The 18,377-nt window shown below is 71.6% G+C and carries 17 protein-coding genes; 15 read left to right on the top strand and 2 right to left on the bottom strand.

All coding sequences use genetic code 11. The features are described from left to right. Positions 1-11 precede the first annotated feature (11 nt). Both T398_RS00395 and T398_RS00390 read left to right on the top strand, forming a co-directional pair. Positions 12-578, top strand: a complete 567-nt coding sequence (locus T398_RS00395) for a glycosyltransferase (protein ID WP_496444025.1) — start codon at positions 12-14, stop codon at positions 576-578. Then, on the top strand, positions 575-1,513 hold the full coding sequence (locus T398_RS00390) for a glycosyltransferase family 2 protein (protein WP_496443347.1): 939 nt from the start codon (positions 575-577) through the stop codon (positions 1,511-1,513). Before T398_RS00395 ends, T398_RS00390 begins: the two co-directional genes overlap by 4 nt. 151 nt (positions 1,514-1,664) lie before the next feature. On the opposite strand, the gene T398_RS00385 is transcribed toward T398_RS00390, so the two are convergent. Beyond that, positions 1,665-2,930 (bottom strand): cation:proton antiporter, encoded by a 1,266-nt coding sequence (locus T398_RS00385; RefSeq protein ID WP_496443345.1) that lies wholly within the window; start codon positions 2,928-2,930, stop codon positions 1,665-1,667. Between the two features lie 154 nt (positions 2,931-3,084). Between T398_RS00385 and aroC the strand changes: the two genes are divergently transcribed. The 6 genes from aroC (at position 3,085) to nusB (ending at position 7,504) form a co-directional block, all read left to right on the top strand. Then, positions 3,085-4,263: a chorismate synthase gene (aroC, locus tag T398_RS00380; protein WP_496443343.1), complete on the top strand. Its 1,179-nt coding sequence runs from the start codon at positions 3,085-3,087 to the stop codon at positions 4,261-4,263. Beyond that, positions 4,263-4,766 (top strand): shikimate kinase, encoded by a 504-nt coding sequence (locus T398_RS00375; protein ID WP_496443341.1) that lies wholly within the window; start codon positions 4,263-4,265, stop codon positions 4,764-4,766. Before aroC ends, T398_RS00375 begins: the two co-directional genes overlap by 1 nt. A 149-nt stretch (positions 4,767-4,915) precedes the next feature. After that, positions 4,916-5,989 (top strand): 3-dehydroquinate synthase, encoded by a 1,074-nt coding sequence (gene aroB / locus T398_RS00370; RefSeq protein ID WP_496443339.1) that lies wholly within the window; start codon positions 4,916-4,918, stop codon positions 5,987-5,989. Next, positions 5,986-6,417 carry a type II 3-dehydroquinate dehydratase gene (aroQ, locus tag T398_RS00365; RefSeq protein WP_496443337.1) on the top strand — a complete coding sequence of 144 codons (432 nt, stop codon included), beginning with the start codon at positions 5,986-5,988 and terminating at the stop codon, positions 6,415-6,417. The genes aroB and aroQ overlap by 4 nt, the downstream gene beginning before the upstream one ends. Before the next feature lie 95 nt (positions 6,418-6,512). Further along, entirely contained in the window at positions 6,513-7,070 is a 558-nt protein-coding gene (gene efp / locus T398_RS00360; protein WP_011905742.1) for an elongation factor P, read from the top strand. A 23-nt stretch (positions 7,071-7,093) separates the two neighbouring features. Further along, on the top strand, positions 7,094-7,504 hold the full coding sequence (nusB, locus tag T398_RS00355) for a transcription antitermination factor NusB (protein ID WP_180199258.1): 411 nt from the start codon (positions 7,094-7,096) through the stop codon (positions 7,502-7,504). 112 nt (positions 7,505-7,616) lie between these two features. Here the strand turns inward: nusB and bldD are convergent, their stop codons facing one another. After that, positions 7,617-8,105: a transcriptional regulator BldD gene (gene bldD / locus T398_RS00350; protein WP_011905744.1), complete on the bottom strand. Its 489-nt coding sequence runs from the start codon at positions 8,103-8,105 to the stop codon at positions 7,617-7,619. Positions 8,106-8,389: 284 nt separating this feature from the next. On the opposite strand from bldD, the gene pyrR reads away from it, so the two are divergent. From pyrR to T398_RS00315, 7 genes are all read left to right on the top strand, one after another. Then, positions 8,390-8,971, top strand: a complete 582-nt coding sequence (gene pyrR / locus T398_RS00345; protein ID WP_496443335.1) for a bifunctional pyr operon transcriptional regulator/uracil phosphoribosyltransferase PyrR — start codon at positions 8,390-8,392, stop codon at positions 8,969-8,971. Between the two features lie 58 nt (positions 8,972-9,029). Continuing rightward, positions 9,030-9,956, top strand: coding sequence for an aspartate carbamoyltransferase catalytic subunit (locus T398_RS00340; protein WP_496443333.1), 927 nt, complete (start codon positions 9,030-9,032; stop codon positions 9,954-9,956). Continuing rightward, a complete protein-coding gene (locus T398_RS00335; protein ID WP_496443331.1) occupies positions 9,953-11,230 on the top strand; it encodes a dihydroorotase in 1,278 nt (425 codons plus the stop codon). Before T398_RS00340 ends, T398_RS00335 begins: the two co-directional genes overlap by 4 nt. A 58-nt stretch (positions 11,231-11,288) precedes the next feature. Next, on the top strand, positions 11,289-12,449 hold the full coding sequence (gene carA, locus T398_RS00330; protein WP_496443329.1) for a glutamine-hydrolyzing carbamoyl-phosphate synthase small subunit: 1,161 nt from the start codon (positions 11,289-11,291) through the stop codon (positions 12,447-12,449). Then, positions 12,442-15,789, top strand: a complete 3,348-nt coding sequence (gene carB / locus T398_RS00325) for a carbamoyl-phosphate synthase large subunit (RefSeq protein ID WP_496443327.1) — start codon at positions 12,442-12,444, stop codon at positions 15,787-15,789. Before carA ends, carB begins: the two co-directional genes overlap by 8 nt. Positions 15,790-15,832: 43 nt before the next feature. Further along, a complete protein-coding gene (locus T398_RS00320) occupies positions 15,833-16,849 on the top strand; it encodes a quinone-dependent dihydroorotate dehydrogenase (protein ID WP_496443325.1) in 1,017 nt (338 codons plus the stop codon). A 115-nt stretch (positions 16,850-16,964) separates the two neighbouring features. Next, positions 16,965-18,239 carry an adenosylmethionine--8-amino-7-oxononanoate transaminase gene (locus tag T398_RS00315; RefSeq protein ID WP_496443323.1) on the top strand — a complete coding sequence of 425 codons (1,275 nt, stop codon included), beginning with the start codon at positions 16,965-16,967 and terminating at the stop codon, positions 18,237-18,239. Positions 18,240-18,377: the final 138 nt, after the last annotated feature.

The following is an 18,377-nucleotide window of genomic DNA, read 5'->3' as shown; positions in this document are numbered from 1 at the left end:
GGCGGGTGCAGGTGTTGGTCGTCGTCGGTACCGACAAGCACCCGTTTGACCGGCTGGTCGACTGGCTTCGGAGCTGGCAACCCACCGTCCCGGACCGTGTGGTCCTGAACGTCCAGCATGGTCACACCAAAGCGGCCGGGGTTCCCGGCGCGGTGGCCTTTCTGGGGCATGACGAGCTCCAGGCGGCGATCTCCACGGCCGACCTCGTGATCTGTCACGGCGGCCCGGCCACGATTCTGGAGGCCCGTCGGCTTGGCCGGGTGCCGATCGTGGTCCCCCGGGATCCGGCCCACGGCGAACATGTTGACGACCACCAACTGCGCTTTGCGCGTCGGCTCGGGGCGGCGGGGCTGGTGGTGGTGTGCGAGACCCGAGCGGCGTTCGTGGCGGAGCTCACCGCTGGTCTGGCCGAGCCGTCCCGGTTCGTCGTCCGGGCGGACCCCGATTCGACCCGGGTGCGGGAGGCCGCCGTGACCCGGGTTGGGGAGATCGTGGAGAGGCTGATGGTCGCGGCGAACGGCCGACGGTCCTGGTGGTGGCCGTGGTCCCGGTCGCCTCGGAGCGGAGCGCGAGGATGACCGCGCTGCCGCGGGTGGGCGCACAGCCGAGGGTGAGTGCGGTGGTGCCCACCCGGGACCGCCCGGAGCTGTTGCGGGCCGCGGTCCGCGCCCTCCTCGACCAGGACTACCCGGGTGAGCTTGAGGTGATCGTCGTCTACGACCGTTCGGAGCCGGATCCGACCCTGACCGAGCTGTCCCGACCGGGCCGGCCGGTCCGGGTCACCGAGAACGGCCGGACGCCCGGTCTCGCGGGTGCCCGCAACACCGGCACCCTGGCCGCCGCCGGCGAGTTGATCGCTTTCTGCGACGACGACGACGAGTGGTTGCCCGGCAAGTTGTCGGCGCAGGTTGCGGCGCTCACCACGCTCCCCGACGCGGAGTTCGTCTCGGGCGGCATCCGGGTGAGCTACGACGGACACACCGTCGACCGGTCGCTGCCTCGGGACCGGATCACCCTCGCCAACCTGTTGCGGGATCGGCTGACGGAGCTGCACCCGTCAACCTTCCTCTTCCGCGCCGCCGTGCTCCGCGACGGCTTCGGACTGGTCAACGAGGAGATTCCGGGCAGCTACGCCGAGGACTACGAGTTCCTGCTGCGGGCGGCCCGCCGGGCGCCGTTGGTCAACCTGCGTACCCCGCTGGTGCTGGTGCGTTGGCACAACCGGTCGTATTTCACGCAGCGCTGGGACACCATCTCGGCAGCGCTGCAGTGGCTGCTGGAACGCTACCCGGAGTTCGGCACCCAGCCGGCCGGTGCGGCCCGGGTGGCGGGGCAGATCGCCTTCGCCCGCGCCGCCTCCGGTGATCGCCAGGGCGCGCTGCGCTGGGCCCGCCGTACCCTCCGCGGCAATCCGCGGGAGCCACGGGCGTACCTGGCGCTCGCGGTGGCGGGGCGGGTGGTCCGGGCGGACGCGGTGCTGCGCACGCTGCACAGGCGCGGCCGGGGCATCTAAGCCCGCAGCAGACCGCCCCAGTCATCCGTACCAGCCGCGAGATTAGCAATCCCGGCGGGCGCAGCAGGTAAGGAGCTCGTTCGACCTACCGGGTCATCCGGAGTGCGGCGAGGAGGCGATCCGGCGACCACTTCCGACGGGCGGGAGTGACCTACGGCGGCGGCTGATCCTTGTCACCGCGGTGCTCTCGGCGATCGGCCGAGGCCGCCCGCTGCCGTTCGGACCACTGGGGGGTCATCGCCGGGTTGAAGATCCGGGCGACCAGGACGTCGGTTGACGAGTGCGCCAGGATCGACAGGACAACGGTCAACGCCACCAGGTGGAACACCTCGTCTCCCGCGGTGATCCCGGCCTGGAGCACCAGCAGACCGTAGACCACCGAGGCGAAACCCTTCGGGCCGAACCACATGGCGGCGAACTGTTCGGTGCGGCTCAGCTTCGATCCGAGGAACGACACCGCGAGCGCGAGTGGGCGGGCCACCACGATGGCCAACACCGCGAAGAGCCAGCCGGTCCAGTTGATCTCACTGAGGAACTTCACCGAGATCAGGGCGCCGAACACCAGCAGGGCGGCGAGCTTGAACAGCTCGGCGATCAGCTCGCCGAAGTGTTCGAAGCTCTCGCGCTGTCGCTCGCCGAAGGTGGCCACGGTGATCCCGGCGGCGAACGCGGCGAGGAACAGGTTGGCGTGGGTGATCAGCCCCAGCGCGAGGACCAGCAGGCCGATCGCCACACCGTTGAGGGGCTCGTACTTGGTGGAGGCGGAGAAGAACCGCCCCTTCTCCAACTGCAGGGCCAGCCACGGCACCGCCACCCCGATCACCAGGCCCAGGACCAGCTCGGTCCCCAACTCGTCGAGGTGCAGGTCGTCGGAGCCCTCGACGACCGTCAGGAAGAGGATGACGAACGGTAACGCGAGGCCGTCGTTGATGCCGGATTCGACGTTGAGTAGGTGCCGCAGTCGGCGCGGAACGCCCACGTTGCCGACCAGGGCGGCGGCGAAGACCGGGTCGGTGGGGGCGAGGACCGCCCCGATCAGCAGTGCCTCCGGCCAGTCGAGTCCGGCCACGTAGTGCGCCAGCACCGCGGTGATCCCCAGCGTCAGCGGCAGCCCCCAGCCGAGCGCCCGCCCGGGCAGCCGCCACGCCGCGCGTAGGTCGGCGAAGCCGACCCGCATGCCGTCGGTGAAGAGCACGGTGAAAAGCGCCAGCTCCGCGAGCCCGGCGACGATCTCGCTGTCGGCGGTGATCTTCAGGACACCGGTGGTGTCCGGGCCGAGCAGGACGCCGGCGAGGAGGAAGACCACGGCGGTGGAGAGGATGCTGCGGTGCGCGAGGCTGGACAGCAGGACGGCCAGCAGCAGCACGGCTGCGAACGCGAGGAGCAGCACCGGGGCCTCCGGGTGGGTCGAAACCACGTCGTCGCCGACCAGACTTCCGGGAGGCCGCCATGATCGTACGGATTCGCCGCCAACGGGGTGATCGTGACCGTCCCACGGACACTCGTGTCCGCAGGGCGGGACGGGACGGGTGTGGCACCCGGCGCCCGCCGGGCGTGCCAGACTGGCCGTTGTGTTGCGCTGGTTGACTGCAGGGGAATCACACGGTCCCGCCCTGGTCGCGTTGCTCGAAGGGGTCCCGGCCGGGGTCGAGGTGACCACCGAGGAGATCGCCGGGGAGCTCGCCCGGCGCCGCCTCGGCTACGGCCGTGGTGCCCGGATGGCGTTCGAACAGGACGAGATCGAGATCATCGGTGGGCTGCGGCACGGGGTGACCCTGGGCAGCCCGGTGGCGATCCGGATCGGCAACTCCGAGTGGCCCAAGTGGCGCACGGTGATGGCCGCCGACCCGGTCGACCCGGCGGAGCTGGCCGGGCAGGCCCGTAACGCGCCGCTGACCCGTCCCCGACCGGGGCACGCCGACCTGGCCGGCATGCAGAAGTACGGGCACACCGACGCCCGCCCGATCCTCGAACGGGCCAGCGCCCGGGAGACGGCGGCCCGGGTCGCCGTCGGCACCGTCGCCAAGGCATTGCTCCGGCAGTCGCTGGGCATCGAGGTCGTCTCGCACGTCGTGGAGCTGGGGTCGGTCGCGACGAGACCGGGGCTGCGGCCCAGCCCGGCCGACGCCGAGCGGATCGACGCGGACCCGCTGCGGTGTCTGGACCCGGAGGCGAGTCGCCGGATGGTCGCCGAGGTCGACGCCGCGAAGAAGGACGCCGACACGCTCGGCGGCGTGGTCGAGGTGCTGGCGTACGGGGTGCCCCCGGGGCTCGGCAGCCATGTGCAGTGGGACCGGAAGCTGGACGCCCGGCTGGCCACCGCGCTGATGTCCATTCAGGCGATCAAGGGGGTGGAGATCGGCGACGGCTGGCAGCAGGCGCGTTCCCGGGGCTCCGTCGCGCACGACGAGATCATTCCCACCGCGACCGGGGTCCGGCGGGTCACCGACCGGGCTGGCGGCCTGGAGGGGGGCATCACCACCGGTGAGCCGCTGCGAGTGCGGGCCGCGATGAAGCCGATCTCCTCGCTGAACCGCGCGCTGTCGACGGTGGATGTCACCTCCGGTGAGCCCGCCACCGCGATCAACCAACGCTCGGACGTGTGCGCGGTGCCGGCCGCGGGCGTCGTCGCGGAGGCGATGGTGGCGCTGGTGCTGGCCGAGGCGGTGGTGGAGAAGTTCGGCGGCGACTCGGTGGCCGAGCAGCGCCGCAACCTCGCCGGCTACCTCGACGCGCTGGTTGTCCGCTGATGGCGCCGGTCTGTGTGTTGGTGGGCCCGCCCGGCTCGGGCAAGACCACCGTCGGTCGGGCCCTCGCCGAGCTGCTCGGGGTGGAGTTCCGCGACACCGACCTGGACATCGAGGCGACGGCGGGTAAGCCGATCTCGGAGATCTTCATCGACGAGGGGGAGGCGCACTTTCGTAGCCTCGAACGGGCGGCGGTGGCGACGGCGCTCGCGGCTGCCCCCGGGGTGCTCGCCCTCGGCGGGGGTGCGGTGCTCGCCGAACAGACCCGGGCCGCGCTGACCGGCCACACCGTCGTGTACCTGTCGGTGGAGCTGCCCGACGCGGTACGCCGGGTCGGGCTGGGTGCGGGGCGACCCCTGCTCGCGGTCAACCCGCGGGCCACCCTCAAACACCTGCTGGAGCAGCGCCGGCCGCACTACGCGGCGGTGGCGACGGCGACGGTGGTGACCGACGGCCGGAGACCGGCGCAGCTCGCGTCCGAGATCGCCGCGCTGCTCCCCGCCTGACGGGCGCCGGGCCGGCCGGGCGGCCAACGGTTCCGGGTCCACTTCCGTCCGGTCCCGTTCCGTGGTCCGGTTCCCGGGTCCGGTCCGGTTCCCGGGACGCTTCGACCGTCGTCGCCACCGGCACGGCCGGCTCGGCTAGGCTGCGCGCGATGGACGAGATTACCCGGATCGCGGTTGGCGGTGACCAGCCGTACGACGTGTTGGTGGGGCGCGACCTGCCGGACCTGCCGCGGTTGCTGCCGGGCGCACATCGGCTGGCCGTGCTGTACGCGTCGCCGATGCAGGGCCGGGCCGAGCAGCTGGCGGAGCGGACCCGGGCGGCCGGGGTGACGCCGTTGCTGGTCGAGGTGCCGGACGCGGAGGCGGGCAAGCACATCGACGTCGCCGCCAGCTGTTGGGAACGGCTCGGTGCGGCGGGCTTCACCCGTGCCGACGCCGTCGTTGGGGTGGGCGGCGGCGCGGTTACCGACCTGGCCGGCTTCGTCGCGGCCTGCTGGCTGCGCGGGGTGCGCTGGGTGCCGGTGGCGACGTCGCTGTTGGGCATGGTGGACGCGGCGGTAGGGGGCAAGACCGGCATCAACACCTCCGCCGGCAAGAACCTGGTCGGCGCCTTCCACCCGCCAGTCGGGGTGATTTGTGACCTGGCGGCGTTGGACAGCCTCTCCCCGGTCGACCTGGCCGCGGGCCTGGCCGAGGTGGTCAAGTGTGGCTTCATCGCCGACCCGGTGATCCTTGACCTGGTCGAGCGGGAGCCCGCCGTCGCCGTTGACCCGGCGGGGCCGGTGCTCCGGGAGTTGATCGAGCGGGCGATTCGGGTCAAGGCGCAGGTCGTCGCGGGTGACCTTCGTGAGTCGGGGGCCCGGGAGATACTGAACTACGGGCACACCCTGGCGCACGCCATCGAGAAGGTGGAGGACTACCGCTGGCGGCACGGCCACGCGGTCGCGGTGGGGCTGGTCTACGCGGCGACCCTGGCCCGGCTCGAAGGCCGGCTGGATGTGCAGACCGCGCAGCGGCACCGGGCGGTGCTGGGCGCGCTCGGCCTGCCCACCGGATATCGGGCGGAGGCCTGGCCGGATCTGCTCGCCGCGATGCGGGTGGACAAGAAGACGCGGGGCAGCATCCTGCGCTTCGTGGTGTTGGCCGGCCTCGCCCGCCCGACGATTCTTGAGGCGCCTTCCGACGAGTTGCTGCGCGCCGCCTACCAGGAGATCGCCGAATGAGGGTGTACGTGCTGAACGGGCCCAATCTGGGCCGTCTGGGCACCCGGCAACCGGAGGTCTACGGCACCACCACCTACGCCGACCTGGTCGGGCTGTGCCAGCAGACCGGGCGGGAGCTGGGGCTGGAGGTGGTCGTCCGGCAGACCGACGCCGAGCACGAGCTGCTCGGCTGGCTGCATGAGGCTGCGGACCTGGGCGCTTGTGTGGTGCTCAATCCTGCCGCCTGGTCGCACTACTCGATCGCGGTGCGGGATGCCTGCGCCCTGCTGCGCGCCCCGTTGGTCGAGGTGCACCTCTCCAACATCCATGCCCGGGAGGAGTTCCGGCACCACTCGGTGGTCTCGGCGGTGGCGACCGGGGTGATCTGTGGGCTGGGCGTGGACGGCTACCGCCTGGCCCTGCACCACCTGGCGGCCCGGGCCCGCTGATCATCGGCGGGGGCGCGGCTTGCTCGGGCGAGCCTGCCAAACGTGGCCTAGTAGACTTGCCGGGTCTGTCCGCCACCTTATGATCAAGGCAGGAAATGGCCACCACCAACGACCTGAAAAACGGCATGGTACTCAACCTCGACGGTGAGCTCTGGGCCGTCGTCGAGTTCCAGCATGTCAAGCCCGGCAAGGGTGGTGCGTTCGTGCGCACCACGCTGAAGAACGTGCTCTCCGGCAAGGTGGTCGACAAGACCTTCAACGCGGGCACCAAGGTCGAGACCGCGACCGTCGACAAGCGTACGATGCAGTACCTGTACGCCGACGGCGAGGACTTCGTCTTCATGGACCTGGAGACGTTCGACCAGATCAATGTGCTGGGCGACACGGTCGGCGAGGCGGCGAACTACCTGCTGCCCGAGGCCGAGGCGACGGTCGCCACCCACGAGGGGGTGCCGCTCTACGTGGAGCTGCCGACCAGCGTGGTGCTGGAGATCACATACACCGAGCCGGGTCTCCAGGGGGACCGCTCGACCGGCGGCAGCAAGCCGGCCACGGTCGAGACCGGCGCGACCGTGCAGGTGCCGCTCTTCATCACCACCGGCGAGAAGATCAAGGTCGACACCCGCGACGGCCGTTACCTCGGCCGCGCCTGATGGCCGAGGGGCCCAAGCAGCAGATGCCGGCGCGTCGCAAGGCGCGCAAGCGGGCGCTGGACGTGCTCTTTGAGGCGGACCTGCGGGGCCGCCCACCGGTGGAGGTGCTCGCCGGCTACGTGGAGCGGATCGAGAAGCCCCGACCGGAGCATCTGGGGTACGCGGTCGGCCTGGTCGAGGGGGTCGCTGCCCACCTGGACCGGGTTGACGAGCTGATCGCCAGCTACGCCGAGGGGTGGACGCTGGACCGGATGCCGACCGTTGATCGGAACCTCGCCCGGATCGCGGTCTACGAGCTGCTCTACGTGGACGAGATCGACGACGCGGTCGCGATCAGCGAGGCGGTGGAGCTGGCCCGGCAGATGTCGACCGACGATTCACCGCGGTTCCTCAACGGCATTCTCGGCCGGATCGCGGAGTACGCCACCCGGTAGCCGCCCCGGCGGGGGCGTTGGCTCGAAAGCGAGCTGGCCGGGCCGGCAGCGCGACCGGATAGTCGAAAAGGGCCCGTGCCGACCGGCACGGGCCCTTTTCGGGTGGTGCTACTCAGGAGGCGAAGAACGCCCGCGGGTCGGCGACGAGGACGCCGTGTTCGTTCAGCCGTTCGATCAGGCCGGACGGCGAGGCGTCGTAGACAATTGCCAGGGCGCGCAGGTCGTCGGCGCGGATCGACAGCACCCGGCCGTTGTAGTCGCCGCGCTGCTGCTGGATCGCGCGGGCGTACCGGGCGACGTAGGCGAGGTCCTCCGAGGCCTCGTCGTAGAGCCGCTCGAGGTCCAGCACGATCTTGCTGGTGGGCTCGTGGCGGACGCCACTGCCGTCGGGCAGTAGCTCGGAGACGGGAACACGGTAGAAGTCGGCCAGCTCGGCGAGGCGGGACACGGTGACGGCTCGGTCACCGCGCTCGTACGAGCCAACCACGACGGCCTTCCACCGTCCGTTGGACTTTTCCTCTACGCCCTGCAGGGACAGGCCCTGCTGCTGGCGAATGGAGCGCAGGCGGGCGCCCAGCGACTTGGCGTACTCAGAGGGCATTCGGACACTCCCAGTGCTGCTCGGGGTTCTCCCGTCGATCGCTACGGAGCGTGACGGTACGGGGATTGGGACAGCCGGTCAAGTGGTCGTGAACTTTCCCGTTTCATCCTGGGGGAGTTGTCCTAGTTTCACCGTTCTGTCGCCGGGCCCTCGGCCGGCGACGGTCGAGACGGTGACCACTGGTAACGTTGCCCGAAGCCCCGGTCCGGTCCGTTCGCGGTCCGCGCCGGTCACTCCGACATCCTTTAACGACCCGTCCCGTGAGGCGGGGAAGGAGGTCCGCCGTGGCGTACCCCCCGGCTGCCCACTCGCCGACCACCCGACAACCCTCGGTGAAGGTGATACTCACCAGCGCCGACGTGCAGCGCGTGGTGGACCGCATCGCCCACCAGATCCTCGAGAAGACCCAGGGCGCCCAACAGGCCGTCCTGCTCGGGATCCCCACCCGGGGCGTACCACTCGCCCGGCGGCTCGCCGCCCGGATCAGCGCCTTCGAGGGGGTGGATGTCCCGGTCGGTGTGCTCGACATCACCCTCTACCGGGACGATCTGCGTCAGCACGGTACCCGCGCCGTCGGCCCCACCGACGTTCCCGCCGGCGGCATCGACGGCCGGCAGGTCGTCCTCGTCGACGATGTCCTCTTCTCCGGCCGAACCGTGCGGGCGGCACTCGACGCGCTGAACGACGTCGGCCGGCCAGCCTCGGTCCAGCTCGCCGTCCTGGTCGATCGCGGCCACCGGGAGCTGCCCATCCGGGCCGACTACGTGGGCAAGAACATCCCGACCGCCCTCGCCGAGAGTGTCCGGGTCACCCTGGCCGAGCCCGACGGCGTGGACGAGGTCCGGCTCTACGGCGGTGCCCGGTGAGCCCGTGGTACGCGGCGCCGCGCCGCCCGCTGGTCGCGGCCGGAAGGGAGCTCGGCGCATGATCCGTCACCTGCTCTCCAGCGCCGACCTGGACGCTGGCACCGCCCTCCAGATTCTGGACACCGCCGCCGAGATGGCGACCGTGGCCGGGCGGGAGGTCAAGAAGCTGCCGGCGCTGCGCGGCCGGACCGTGGTGAACCTCTTCTACGAAGACTCCACCCGGACCCGGATCTCCTTCGAGGCCGCCGCCAAGCGGCTCAGTGCCGACGTGATCAACTTTTCGGTCAAGGGGTCCAGCGTCACCAAGGGCGAGAGCCTCAAGGACACCGCACTCACCCTCCAGGCGATGGGCGCCGACGCCGTCGTCGTCCGGCACCCCGCCTCCGGGGCCCCGTACCAGCTGGCCGACTGGGTTGACGGCTCGGTCGTCAACGCCGGCGACGGTACGCACGAGCACCCCACCCAGGCGCTACTCGACGCGTACACGATGCGGTCCCGGCTGGGCCGGCTCGCCGGTCTGTCGGTGGCGGTGGTCGGTGACGTGCTGCACAGCCGGGTGGCGCGCTCCAACGTCCTGCTGCTCTCCACCCTCGGTGCCAAGGTCACCCTGGTCGGCCCGCCCCCGCTGATCCCGGTGGACATCGCCGCGGCCCTCGCGCCCGGCGCCGCCGTCTGCTACGACCTGGACTCGGTGCTGCCGCAGTCGGACGTGGTCATGATGCTGCGGGTGCAGCGGGAACGCATGAACGACTCCTACTTTCCCTCCGCCCGTGAGTACGCCCGCCGTTACGGCCTGGACGGCTCGCGGATGCGGCGGCTGCCGGAGCACGCGATCGTGATGCACCCCGGCCCGATGAACCGGGGCATGGAGATCACCTCCGAGGTGGCCGACTCGCCCCGCTCCACCATTGTCGAACAGGTCGCCAACGGCGTCTCCGTCCGGATGGCCGTCCTTTACCTGCTGCTCGGAGGGAACAACCGGTGACCGCGTACCTGATCACCAACGTGAGCGTCCTCGGCGCCGCGCCGACCGACCTGCTGATCCGTGACGGCGTCGTGGCCGAGACCGGCGCGGGGCTGACGGCCCCCGGCGCGGTCGTGGTGGACGGCACCGGCCTGGTCGCCCTGCCCGGCCTGGTGGACCTGCACACCCACCTGCGCGAGCCCGGCCGGGAAGACGCCGAGACCGTCGAGACCGGCTCTCGGGCCGCGGCGCTCGGTGGCTACACGGCGGTCTGCGCGATGGCGAACACCTCCCCGGTCGCCGACACCGCCGGGGTGGTGGAGCAGGTCTGGCGGCTGGGCCGGGAGGCCGGGCTGGTGGACGTGCAGCCGATCGGGGCGGTCACGGTCGGGCTGGCCGGCGAGCGCCTGGCCGAGTTGGGCGCGATGGCCGACTCCGCCGCCCAGGTCCGGATCTTCTCCGACGACGGACACTGCGTCGCCGACCCGCGGCTGATGCGCCGGGCCCTGGAGTACGTGAAGGCGTTCGACGGCATCGTCGCCCAGCACGCCGAGGAGCCACGGCTGACCGAGGGCGCCCAGATGCACGAGGGGGAGATCTCCACCCGCCTCGGCCTGACGGGTTGGCCGGCGGTCGCCGAGGAGGCGATCATCGCCCGGGACGTGCTGCTCGCCGAGCACGTGGGGAGCCGCCTGCACATCTGCCACGTCTCCACCGCCGGCAGCGTCGACGTGCTGCGGCAGGCCAAGGCCCGCGGCGTTCAGGTCACCGCCGAGGTCACCCCGCACCACCTGTTGTTGACCGACGAGAAGGCGGTCACCTACGACCCGGTCTACAAGGTCAACCCGCCGCTGCGGACGGCCGCCGATGTCGCCGCGCTGCGCACCGCGCTGGCCGAGGGGGTGGTGGACATCGTCGCCACCGACCACGCCCCGCACGCGGTGGAGGACAAGGAGTGCGAGTGGGCGTACGCCCGGCCGGGAATGCTCGGCCTGGAGACGGCGCTCGCCATCACGCTGGACGTGCTCGGCGCGCGGTGGGACCTCATCGCCGAGCGGATGTCCCGCACCCCCGCCCGGATCGCTGGCCTCACCGAACACGGCCACGACCCAGCGCCGGGCGCACCGGCGAACCTGACCCTGGTGGATCCGGCGGCGCGTCGCGTCGTCGAGCCGACCGAGCTGGCCAGCCGCAGCCGCAACACCCCGTACGCCCGCATGACGCTGCCGGGTCGCATCGTGGCGACCTTCCTGCGCGGCGAGGCGACGGTTCTGGACGGAAAGGCAGTGAAGTGATGCGAGTACGGAGTGCGGTGGGGCAGTGCCGCGTGGCCCGGAGTGCGGGGTGCGTGGCGTGAGGCGGCGACCGGCGATTCTCGTCCTGGAGGACGGGCGCACGTTCCACGGCGTTGCGTACGGCAGCGTCGGGGAGACCTTCGGCGAAGCGGTCTTCAACACCGGAATGACCGGCTACCAGGAGACGCTCACCGACCCGTCCTACCACCGGCAGGTGGTGGTGCAGACCGCGCCGCACATCGGCAACACCGGGGTCAACGGCGAGGATGACGAGTCTGGCCGGATCTGGGTCGCCGGGTACGTGGTCCGTGACCCCGCCCGGATCGGCTCGAACTGGCGGGCCACCGGTGGCCTGGAGGAGCGGCTCGCCGCCGAGGGCGTGGTCGGCATCAGCGGTGTGGACACCCGGGCGCTCACCCGGCACCTGCGGGAGCGGGGCGCGATGCGGGTCGGGGTCTCCAGCGTCGAGACCGACCCGCAGGCGCTGTTGACCCGGGTCCGGCAGGCCCCGCAGATGGTCGGCGCGGACCTCGCCGCCGAGGTGACCACCCCGCAGCCGTACGTGGTCGAGGCCGAGGGGGAGCACCGGTTCACCGTCGCCGCCCTGGATCTCGGCATCAAACGGAACGTGCCCCGGCGGCTCGCGGCGCGGGGTGTCACCACCCATGTCCTGCCGGCTCACTCGGGCATCGACGAACTGCGGGCCACCGGCGCGGACGCGATCTTCCTCTCGCCCGGCCCCGGCGACCCGGCAACCGCCGACGGGCCGGTGGCCCTGGCGCGCGAGGCGCTCGCCGGCGGGGTGCCGCTCTTCGGCATCTGCTTCGGCAGTCAGATCCTTGGTCGGGCGCTGGGATTCGGTACGTACAAGCTCGGCTACGGCCACCGCGGGATCAACCAGCCGGTGCTCGATCGGGCCACCGGCAAGGTCGAGGTGACCAGCCACAACCACGGTTTCGCCGTCGCGTTTCCCGGTGCCGAGCCGGGGGCCGTCGTGCCGGACCGGGTGATCGAGTCCGAGTTCGGCGGGATCGAGGTCTCGCACGTCTGCCTCAACGACAACGTGGTCGAGGGGCTGCGGGCGCGTGACGTGCCCGCCTTCACCGTCCAGTACCACCCGGAGGCGGCGGCCGGTCCGCACGACGCGGACTACCTGTTCGACCGCTTCGCCGAGCTCATCGAGGGTCGCAACCACAGCGGGGGGCGCGCGAATGCCTAAGCGGACCGACCTCAAACACGTCCTGGTGATCGGCTCCGGGCCGATCGTGATCGGGCAGGCCTGCGAGTTCGACTACTCCGGCACCCAGGCGTGCCGGGTACTACGCAGCGAGGGGATCCGGGTCAGCCTGGTCAACTCGAACCCGGCGACGATCATGACCGACCCGGAGTTCGCCGACGCCACGTACGTCGAGCCGATCACCCCGGAGTTCGTCGAACTGGTCATCGCCAAGGAGCGGCCGGATGCGGTGCTGCCCACCCTGGGTGGCCAGACCGCACTGAACACGGCGGTCGCGCTGCACGAGGCCGGGGTACTGGAGAAGTACGGCGTCGAGTTGATCGGCGCGAACATCGACTCGATCCGCCGCGGCGAGGACCGGCAGCTGTTCAAGGACGTCGTCGCCAAGGCGGGTGTCCGGATCGGGGTCGAGGACCCGGCGACGCTGGTGCCACGTTCCCGGGTCTGTCACTCGATGGACGAGGTCCGCGAGACGGTCGCCGAGCTGGGCCTGCCGGCGGTGATCCGGCCGTCGTTCACGATGGGCGGCCTCGGCTCCGGCATGGCCCACACCGATGCGGACCTGGAACGCATCGCCGGCGCCGGGCTGGCCGCCAGCCCGGTACACGAGGTGCTCATCGAGGAGAGCGTGCTCGGCTGGAAGGAGTACGAGCTCGAGCTGATGCGCGACCGGCACGACAACGTCGTGGTGGTCTGCTCGATCGAGAACGTCGACCCGATGGGCGTGCACACCGGCGACAGCGTCACCGTGGCGCCGGCGATGACTCTCACCGACCGGGAGTACCAGCGCCTGCGGGACCTCGGCATCGCGGTGCTGCGCGAGGTCGGGGTGGACACCGGAGGCTGCAACATCCAGTTCGCGGTGAACCCGGCCGACGGCCGGATCGTCGTGATCGAGATGAATCCCCGGGTCTCCCGCTCGTCGGCGCTGGCCTCGAAGGCGACCGGCTTCCCGATCGCGAAGATCGCCGCGAGGCTGGCCATCGGCTACACCCTCGACGAGATCCCCAACGACATCACCCTGAAGACGCCGGCCGCGTTCGAGCCGACGTTGGACTACGTGGTGGTCAAGATTCCGCGCTTCGCGTTCGAGAAGTTCCCCGGCGCCGACCCGGAGCTGACCACCACCATGAAGTCGGTCGGTGAGGCGATGAGCCTGGGCCGCAACTTCACGGAGGCGCTGAACAAGGCGATGCGCTCGATGGAGACGAAGGCAGCCGGCTTCTGGACCGTGCCCGACCCGGCCGGTGCCACCCGGGAGGACGCCCTCGCGGCGCTGCGGGTGCCGCACGACGGGCGGCTCTACACGGTGGAACGGGCGCTGCGGCTGGGCGCCTCGATCGCCGAGGTGGCGGCGGCCTCCGGTGGGATGGACCCGTGGTTCCTCGACCAGATCGCCGGCCTGGTGGAGTTGCGGGCCGAGATCGTGGACGCCCCGGTGCTCGATGCCGAACTGCTGGGCCGGGCCAAGCGGGCGGGGCTCTCCGACCGGCAGCTCGCCGCGGTGCGCCCGGAACTGGCCGCCGAGGACGGGGTTCGGACGCTGCGGCACCGGTTGGGTGTCCGCCCGGTGTACAAGACCGTGGACACCTGCGCGGCGGAGTTCGCGGCGACGACGCCCTACCACTACTCCAGCTACGACGCGGAGACCGAGGTGGTCGGGTCGGACCGGCCCAAGGTGCTGATCCTCGGCTCGGGGCCGAACCGGATCGGGCAGGGCATCGAGTTCGACTACTCCTGCGTGCACGCCGTCATGGCGTTGCGGGACGTCGGATACGAGACGGTCATGGTCAACTGCAACCCGGAGACCGTCTCCACCGACTACGACACCGCGAACCGGCTCTACTTCGAGCCGCTGACCTTCGAGGACGTCCTCGAGGTGTGGCACGCCGAGGACTCCTCCGGCCGGGCGGCCGGTGGCCCCGGCGTGGTCGGGGTGGTCGTGCAGCTTGGTGGTCAGACCCCGTTGGGGCTGGCGCAGCGGCTCAAGGACGCGGGGGTGCCGGTCGTCGGTACCTCCCCGGAGTCGATCCACCTCGCCGAGGAGCGGGGGGCGTTCGGCGCGCTGCTGGCCCGCGCCGGGCTGCGGGCGCCGGCACACGGCACCGCCATCTCGTACGACGAGGCGAAGACGATCGCCGCCGAGATCGGCTATCCGGTGCTGGTCCGCCCCTCGTACGTGCTCGGTGGTCGGGGCATGGAGATTGTCTACGACGACGCCACGCTGCGTGACTACATCGGCCGGGCCACCGACATTTCCCCGGATCATCCGGTGCTGGTGGACCGGTTCCTTGATGACGCCATCGAGATCGACGTGGACGCGCTCTGCGACGCCTCCGGTGAGGTCTACCTCGGCGGGGTGATGGAGCACATCGAGGAGGCCGGGATCCACTCCGGCGACTCCTCGTGCGCGTTGCCGCCGATCACCCTGGCCGGTTCGCACGTCGCCGAGGTCCGTCGGTACACCGAGGAGATCGCCCGGGGCATCGGCGTGCAGGGCCTGCTCAACGTGCAGTACGCCCTCAAGGACGACCAGCTCTGGGTGCTCGAGGCCAACCCGCGTGCGTCCCGGACCGTGCCGTTCGTCTCCAAGGCCACCGCGGTGCCGTTGGCCAAGGCGGCGGCGCGGATCGCGCTCGGTGCCACCATCGCCGAGCTGCGCGCCGAGGGCCTGCTCCCCGCCGGCGGCGACGGCGGCACCCTTCCCGCGGATGCGCCGATCGCGGTCAAGGAGGCGGTGCTCCCGTTCAAGCGGTTCCGCACTCCGGCCGGGAAGGGGATCGATTCGCTGCTCGGACCGGAGATGAAGTCCACCGGTGAGGTGATGGGCATCGACACGGCCTTCGGGTACGCCTTCGCCAAGTCACAGTCGGCCACCTACGGCTCGTTGCCCACCAGCGGGAAGATCTTCGTGTCGGTCGCCAACCGGGACAAGCGTGGCATGATCTTCCCGATCAAGCGCCTGGCCGACCTGGGCTTCCAGCTGATCGCCACCACCGGCACCGCCGAGGTGCTGCGCCGGCACGGCGTCGCCTGCGAGCAGATCCGCAAGCACTACGAGTCGGGGGAGAGTGCGGACGCGGTTTCGCTCATCCGGTCCGGCGAGGTGGTGCTCGTGGTGAACACCCCGCAGGGTTCGGGAGCGAGCGCCCGCTCCGATGGCTACGAGATCCGCAGTGCCGCCGTGACGGCGGACATCCCCTGCATCACCACCGTCCCCGGCGCCGCCGCCGTGGTGATGGCGGTCGAGGCCCGGATCCGTGGTGACATGGTGGTCCGTCCGCTGCAGGCGCTGCACGCCTCGCTGCGGAGCGCCCGGTGAGCCCGAGCGGCCCGCGGTCGCGCACCCGGCCGGGGAGGACGGGGTGATCTTCGAACGGGTGGTGCGGCCACGGCTGTTCCGGCTGGGGGGCGGGGACGCGGAGGTGGCGCACGAGTTCACGGTACGGCGGCTGGCCGGCCTGGCTCGGGTGCCCGCGGCGCTGGCCGTGCTCCGGGCCCGGTACGGCGTTTCGGCTCCCCGAACGGTGTTCGGGCTCCGCTTCCCGAACCCGGTCGGGTTGGCCGCCGGGATGGACAAGAACGGGGTGGCGCTGCCGGCCTGGCCGGCGTTGGGCTTCGGTTTCGTCGAGGTGGGTACGGTCACCGCGCACCCACAGCCGGGAAACCCGCGGCCGCGGCTGTTTCGGCTTCCCGAGAGCCGGGCGGTGGTGAACCGGATGGGCTTCAACAACGCCGGCGCCGACGCGCTCGCGGCGCGGTTGGCGGCGCTGCCCCGCCCGCTCGGGGTGCCGCTGGGCATCTCACTCGGCAAGTCCAAGGTCACCCCGCTCGAGGAGGCGGTTGCGGACTACCAGGCGTCGTACCAGGCCCTGCGCGGGTACGGCGACTACTTCGCGGTCAACGTCTCCTCGCCGAACACGCCGGGGCTACGTACGCTGCAGGACCGGGCGCATCTGGACGCCCTGTTGGCCGCTCTGGTCGGCGAGAAGCCGGTGCTGGTGAAGATCGCTCCAGACCTTCCGGATCCGGCCGTCGCGGAGCTGCTGGAGGTCTGCCTGGCGCGGGGCGCGGCGGGGGTGATCGCCACGAACACCACGCTCTCCCGCGACGGCCTCGCCCCCGTTGATCAGGCCGGCGGCGCCGAGGCGGGTGGGCTCTCCGGCCGCCCGTTGGCGCAGCGGGCCCGGGAGGTGGTCTCCTTCGTGCACGCCGAGACCGGCGGCCGGCTGCCGATCGTTGGTGTCGGCGGCATTCTCACTCCGGACGACGCCGAGCGCATGTTCGACGCGGGCGCGTCGTTGGTGCAGCTCTACACCGGTCTCATCTACCGGGGGCCGGCCCTGGTGCGGGCCGCCGCGGCGGCGGCCCGCACGCCGTGACACTGTGCGGGTGGTACTCGCCCGGTGGCTGCGGACCGCTCGCCGGTCGTGCGCCGGGTTAACGGAACCCGAGGGCCGGTTGACGCGGTGACCGGCTGGTGAGGAGGCGACGTCGTTGACCCCGGAGGAGATCAGCGCCGCAGATGCGGCCCACGTGTGGCATCCGTACGAGGCGCTGCCGCCGGCCATTCCGCCGCACGTCGTGGAGAGCGCGGCCGGGGTGCGGCTGCGGCTGGCTGACGGGCGGGAGCTGGTTGACGGGATGGCGTCGTGGTGGTCGGCGATCCACGGCTACCGGCACCCGGCGCTGGACGCGGCGGTGACCGACCAACTCGGTCGGATGAGCCACGTGATGTTCGGTGGGCTCACCCACGAGCCGGCCGTCACCCTGGCCCGCACCCTCGTCGAGCTGGCGCCGCAGGGGTTGGAGCATGTCTTCCTGGCCGACTCCGGCTCGGTGAGTGTCGAGGTGGCCGTCAAGATGTGCCTGCAGTTCCAGCGGGCCACCGGCCGGCCGGAACGCCGTCGGCTGGGTACCTGGCGGGGCGGCTACCACGGCGACACGTTCCACCCGATGAGTGTCTGTGACCCGGAGGGGGGCATGCACCACCTCTGGGGGGAGCTGCTGCCTCGGCAGGTTTTCGCGCCGGTGCCACCGGCGGGGTTCACCGCACCACCGGATCCGGCGTACGAGGCGGTCCTGGCGGACGCGGTCGCCCGGCACGCCCACGAACTGGCCGCGGTAATCGTCGAACCGGTCGTCCAGGGTACCGGTGGCATGCGGTTCCACCACCCGCGCTACCTACAGGTGTTGCGGGAGGTCACCCGGGCCCACGGGGTTCTGTTGATCTTTGACGAGATCGCTACCGGTTTCGGTCGGACCGGGGCGATGTTCGCCGCCGAGCACGCCGGCGTAACGCCGGACGTGCTCTGTGTGGGCAAGGCGCTCACCGGGGGGTATCTCACCCTGGCCGCCGCGCTCTGCACCGCGGAGATCGCCCGCGGGATCTCTGCCGCCGGTGTGCTGGCGCATGGTCCGACCTTCATGGGTAATCCGCTCGCCTGTGCGGTGGCCAACGCCTCGCTCGGCCTGCTGCGGGCCGGAGACTGGTCGGCGCAGGTGGCGCGGATCGAGACGGGTCTGCGGTCCGGCCTGGAGCCGCTACGGGCGCAGCCGGGCGTCGCCGACGTCCGGGTGCTGGGCGCGATCGGCGTGGTGCAGCTCGACCATGAGGTGGACCTGCCGGCGGCGACCGCCGCCGCGGTCGCCGCCGGCGTCTGGCTGCGACCGTTCCGGGATCTGATTTACACCATGCCCCCGTACGTCACGACGGATGCCGACCTGGCCCGGATTACCGCCGGGATCGCCGCCGCGGCTCGGGCGGGCTGATCCGCCGGCTGCGGCGGCGAGTGGGTACGGGGCAGCGGGCGGGCGGTGCGGAGCCGTCGGGTGGGTGGGTGTGCGGAGCCCGCCCGGGTGCGGGCGGCATCAGCCGCCCGCTGAGACGACGCGTGCGTGGCACGCAAG

The sequence above is a fragment of the Salinispora goodfellowii genome, assembly GCF_059570675.1.
Note: the sequence above shows the minus strand (reverse complement) of the source record. Positions and strands in the feature narration are given on the sequence as shown.

Coding starts and splice junctions, on each gene's coding strand:
- nusB (WP_180199258.1), top strand. CDS start 7,094: ATGCCGGCGCGTCGCAAGGCGCGCAAGCGGGCGCTGGACGTGCTCTTT.
- T398_RS00375 (WP_496443341.1), top strand. CDS start 4,263: ATGGCGCCGGTCTGTGTGTTGGTGGGCCCGCCCGGCTCGGGCAAGACC.
- T398_RS00390 (WP_496443347.1), top strand. CDS start 575: ATGACCGCGCTGCCGCGGGTGGGCGCACAGCCGAGGGTGAGTGCGGTG.
- efp (WP_011905742.1), top strand. CDS start 6,513: ATGGCCACCACCAACGACCTGAAAAACGGCATGGTACTCAACCTCGAC.
- aroQ (WP_496443337.1), top strand. CDS start 5,986: ATGAGGGTGTACGTGCTGAACGGGCCCAATCTGGGCCGTCTGGGCACC.
- T398_RS00340 (WP_496443333.1), top strand. CDS start 9,030: ATGATCCGTCACCTGCTCTCCAGCGCCGACCTGGACGCTGGCACCGCC.
- carB (WP_496443327.1), top strand. CDS start 12,442: ATGCCTAAGCGGACCGACCTCAAACACGTCCTGGTGATCGGCTCCGGG.
- bldD (WP_011905744.1), bottom strand. CDS start 8,105: ATGCCCTCTGAGTACGCCAAGTCGCTGGGCGCCCGCCTGCGCTCCATT.
- aroB (WP_496443339.1), top strand. CDS start 4,916: ATGGACGAGATTACCCGGATCGCGGTTGGCGGTGACCAGCCGTACGAC.